Below are 4163 nucleotides of genomic sequence, written 5' to 3' on the forward strand. Positions count from 1 at the left end.
CGCAGGTACCGAACGTCGTGAACGCGGTGGCGACGCCGTAGTCGATGTCCGCGCGCAGCGTGTGCAGCGGAACGCGACCTTCGCGATACCACTCCATCCGAGCGATTTCCGCGCCGCCGAGGCGACCCGAACAATTGATACGAATGCCTTCGGCGCCGAGACGCATGGCCGACTGCACTGCCCGCTTCATCGCACGGCGGAACGCCACACGACGCTCGAGCTGCTGCGCGATCGACTCGGCGACCAGGGTCGCATCGAGTTCCGGCTTACGGATCTCGACGATGTTGATCACGACGTCGGAGGCGGTGATGTCGGCAACCTTCTTGCGAAGCTTGTCGATGTCCGCGCCCTTCTTGCCGATCACGACGCCCGGACGAGCCGAGTGGATCGTGACGCGGCACTTCTTGTGCGGACGCTCGATGATGATCTTGGCGACAGCAGCCTGCTTCAGCTCCTTGTGCAGGATCTCGCGGATTTTGACATCCTCGTGCAACAGCTTGCCATATTCGTTCTTGCCGGCATACCAACGTGAATCCCACGTGCGGTTGATGCCAAGACGCAGACCGATTGGATTAATCTTTTGACCCATCGTACTCTCCCGCGCCCTGCTTAAGCTGTCGCTGCTTCGACCTGACGAACAACGATCGTCAGCTGCGCGAATGGTTTAAAAATGCGCCCCGAACGGCCACGGCCGCGCGGTGAAAAACGCTTCATGACAATACCCTTACCAACATGCGCCTCGGAGACGATCAGATCGTCGACCTCGAGGTCATGATTGTTCTCGGCGTTCGCAATGGCCGACTCCAGGCACTTCTTGACGTCGACCGCGATCCGCTTGCGCGAGAACTGCAGGTCGGCGAGCGCGGCCGAAGCCTTCCGGCCGCGGATCATCTGCGCAACCAGGTTCAGCTTCTGCGGGCTCACGCGCAACATGCGGGCGATCGCCTTGGCCTCGTTATCGGGGAGGCTCCGTTCGCGCTTTGGCTTGCTCATAACTTAGTCCTCAGCCCTTCTTGGCTTTCTTGTCGCCCGAATGACCGTGGAAGGTCCGGGTCGGCGAAAACTCGCCGAACTTGTGACCGACCATCTCTTCATTGATGGCGACAGGTACATGCTTTTGGCCGTTGTAAACGCCAAAGGTAAGACCGACAAACTGCGGCAAGATCGTCGAGCGTCGGCTCCAGATCTTGATGACGTCGTGACGACCTGACGCGCGGGCGACATCTGCCTTCTTGAGCAGCGAGCCTTCGACGAACGGGCCTTTCCAGACTGAACGAACCATGTCCGGCGATCCTTACTTCTTCCGCTTGTGGCGGCTGATGAGAATAAACTTCGTAGTCGACTTGTTCGAACGCGTCTTCTTGCCCTTGGTCGGCTTGCCCCACGGGGTAACCGGATGCCGGCCGCCCGAGGTCTTGCCTTCACCACCGCCGTGCGGATGGTCGACCGGGTTCATCGACACGCCGCGGTTATGCGGGCGACGACCAAACCAGCGCATACGGCCGGCCTTGCCCATCGAGGTATTCATGTGGTCGGGGTTCGACACGGCGCCGATGGTCCCGGTGCAACGTCCGTGAACCAGGCGCTGCTCACCCGAATTGAGGCGAACGATCACATAGTCATGGTCGCGGCCGACGAGCTGGGCGTAGGTACCGGCAGAACGGGCCATCTGGCCGCCCTTGCCGATTTTCAGCTCGACGTTATGGATGATGGTGCCGATCGGCATGTTGCCGAGCGGCATGACATTGCCCGGCTTCACGTCGACATAATTACCGGCAATCACGGAATCACCAACTGCGAGACGCTGCGGCGCGAGGATATAGGACAAGGTCCCATCTTCGTACTTCAGCAGCGCGATGAAGGCGGTGCGATTGGGGTCATACTCGAGCCGTTCGACTCGCGCAGGCATATCGACCTTAGTGCGCTTGAAATCAACGATTCGATAGGTCTGTTTGTGGCCGCCGCCGCGAAAACGAACAACCGTGCGACCGGTGTTGTTACGACCGCCGCTCGAATGCTTGCCTTCGGTCAGCGTCTTGACCGGCTTGCCCTTGTAGAGCGCCGAGCGATCGACAATGACCAGCTGGCGCTGGCCAGGTGTCGTTGGGTTGAATTTTTTAAGTGCCATCGGATATCCGCCTTATAGCCCGGTCGTGACGTCGATGCGGTGGCCCTCTTCGAGGGTCACGATCGCACGCTTGACATCCGACTGCGAACCGAAATTGCCGCGAAAAACCTTCTTCTTGCCCTTGCGAACCAGCGTATTCACGCTCTTCACCTTGACATCGAACAGCTTTTCGATGGCTTCCTTGATCTGCGGCTTGGTGGCCTTGATCGCGACCTTGAATACAACCTTGTTGAATTCAGATGCAACCGTGGCCTTCTCCGTCACCACGGGGGCGACGATGATGTCGTAATGACGCGGGTCAATATTCTTCATTTGAAGCGCGCCTCCAACGCATCGAGTGCCGCCTTCGTCAGGACCAGTTTATGGCGACGCAGAATGTCATAGACGTTAATGCCCTGGATCGGCAGCACGTCGATGTTCGGGATGTTGCGGGCCGCCATGGCGAAACCGGTATGAACTTCGGCGCCGTCAACGATCAGCGCATTGGTCAGGCCGAGACCCGAGAAATGCCCGAGCAGCGCCTTGGTCTTGGCTTCTTCCAGGGTGGCGTTCTCGATCACGATAAGGCCGCCATCCTTTGCCTTCGCAGACAGAGCATGCTTCAGCGCAAGCGCGCGGACCTTCTTCGGCAGATCGAACGCATGGGAGCGAACGACCGGACCGAAAGCACGACCACCGCCGCGGAACTGCGGAACGCGGGCCGAACCGTGACGAGCACCGCCGGTGCCCTTCTGCTTGTACATCTTCTTGCCGGTGCGCCAGATCTCGGCGCGACCCTTGGTCTTGTGCGTGCCGGCCTGCCGCTTGGCAAGCTGCCAGTTGACGCAGCGCTGAATGATATCAACGCGCGGCTCGAGGCCGAAGATGGCATCGGACAGCTCGATCGAACCAGCGTCCTTGCCCTCAAGCGTGGTGACATTAAGCTTCATCTCACACGCCCTCCTGCTCGACGACGGGTTCTGCCGGAGCAGCCTGTTCGATACCTTCGCCAACCAGGCGGAACTTGCCCGGCTTCGGCGCATCTTTCGGCAAAGCCTTCTTGATCGCGTCGCGTACCGCGATCCAGCCGCCCTTGGAGCCGGGAACGGCGCCTTCGACGAGGATCAGGCCGCGCTCCACATCGAGCTGCACAACGCGCAGGTTCAACGTGGTGATCTTGTCGACGCCCATGTGACCAGGCATCTTCTTGTTCTTGAAGGTCTTGCCGGGATCCTGACGTCCACCGGTCGAACCGATCGAACGATGCGAGACCGAGACGCCGTGGGTGGCGCGCAGACCGCGGAAATTCCAGCGCTTCATGCCGCCGGCGAAACCCTTACCGACCGAGGTACCGGTAACGTCGACAAACTGACCGACCACGAAGTGGTCTGCCTGAATTTCGGCGCCGACCGGGATCAGCGAGTCTTCCGACACGCGGAATTCCGCGACCTTGCGCTTGGGTTCAACCTTTGCGACCGCGAACTGGCCGCGTTCGGCCTTTGGCAAATAAACGGTCTTGCGCGTGCCCGAACCGAGCTGCAACGCAACGTAACCATTTTTCTCGCTGGTAAGGTGACCTAACACCTGGCAATTGCCCAGCTTTAGCACGGTCACTGGAATGTGCTCACCGGTCTCCGTAAAGACCCGTGTCATTCCGACCTTTTGTGCGATCACTCCGGAGCGCATCGGCGTGCTTCCTGTTCTTTCTGTCCGTTTGACCGGACTGGACCTAAAATACTTGTCGTGGGACACCTGCCCCGGTCCTAGGACCGGCGCCCGCTTTCGCGGTTAAGTGTCAGAGCTTGATCTCGACGTCGACACCGGCGGCCAGATCGAGCTTCATCAAAGCATCGACAGTCTGCGGGGTCGGATCGACGATATCGAGAAGACGCTTGTGGGTGCGCATCTCGAACTGCTCGCGGCTCTTCTTGTCGACATGGGGCGAACGGTTGACGGTAAACTTCTCGATGCGCGTCGGCAGCGGGATCGGTCCGCGGACCTGTGCACCGGTACGCTTCGCCGTGCTTACGATCTCGCGGGTCGACGCATCGAGAAT

8 protein-coding genes are annotated in these 4163 nt (G+C 59.9%); all 8 read right to left on the reverse strand.

The features are described from left to right. Positions 1-589 (reverse strand): 30S ribosomal protein S3 (rpsC, locus tag Q0S16_RS12065; protein WP_295848491.1); only part of this gene is annotated, 589 nt, incomplete at its 3' end. Between the two features lie 20 nt (positions 590-609). After that, positions 610-993, reverse strand: a complete 384-nt coding sequence (rplV, locus tag Q0S16_RS12070) for a 50S ribosomal protein L22 (protein WP_295848492.1) — start codon at positions 991-993, stop codon at positions 610-612. 10 nt (positions 994-1003) lie between these two features. Beyond that, positions 1004-1282: a 30S ribosomal protein S19 gene (gene rpsS, locus Q0S16_RS12075; RefSeq protein WP_295848493.1), complete on the reverse strand. Its 279-nt coding sequence runs from the start codon at positions 1280-1282 to the stop codon at positions 1004-1006. A gap of 12 nt (positions 1283-1294) precedes the next feature. Beyond that, a complete protein-coding gene (gene rplB, locus Q0S16_RS12080; protein WP_295848494.1) occupies positions 1295-2128 on the reverse strand; it encodes a 50S ribosomal protein L2 in 834 nt (277 codons plus the stop codon). A gap of 12 nt (positions 2129-2140) precedes the next feature. Then, positions 2141-2440, reverse strand: coding sequence for a 50S ribosomal protein L23 (locus tag Q0S16_RS12085; protein WP_295848497.1), 300 nt, complete (start codon positions 2438-2440; stop codon positions 2141-2143). Further along, positions 2437-3057: a 50S ribosomal protein L4 gene (gene rplD, locus Q0S16_RS12090; protein ID WP_295848500.1), complete on the reverse strand. Its 621-nt coding sequence runs from the start codon at positions 3055-3057 to the stop codon at positions 2437-2439. The genes Q0S16_RS12085 and rplD overlap by 4 nt, the downstream gene beginning before the upstream one ends. A gap of 1 nt (position 3058) precedes the next feature. Next, complete coding sequence (gene rplC / locus Q0S16_RS12095; RefSeq protein WP_295848501.1) at positions 3059-3793, reverse strand: 50S ribosomal protein L3; 735 nt, start codon at positions 3791-3793, stop codon at positions 3059-3061. Between the two features lie 109 nt (positions 3794-3902). After that, on the reverse strand, positions 3903-4163 hold a 261-nt coding region (rpsJ, locus tag Q0S16_RS12100), incomplete at its 5' end, for a 30S ribosomal protein S10 (RefSeq protein WP_295848503.1).

The organism is Tardiphaga sp. (assembly GCF_025356345.1).
Lineage (GTDB): Bacteria > Pseudomonadota > Alphaproteobacteria > Rhizobiales > Xanthobacteraceae > Tardiphaga.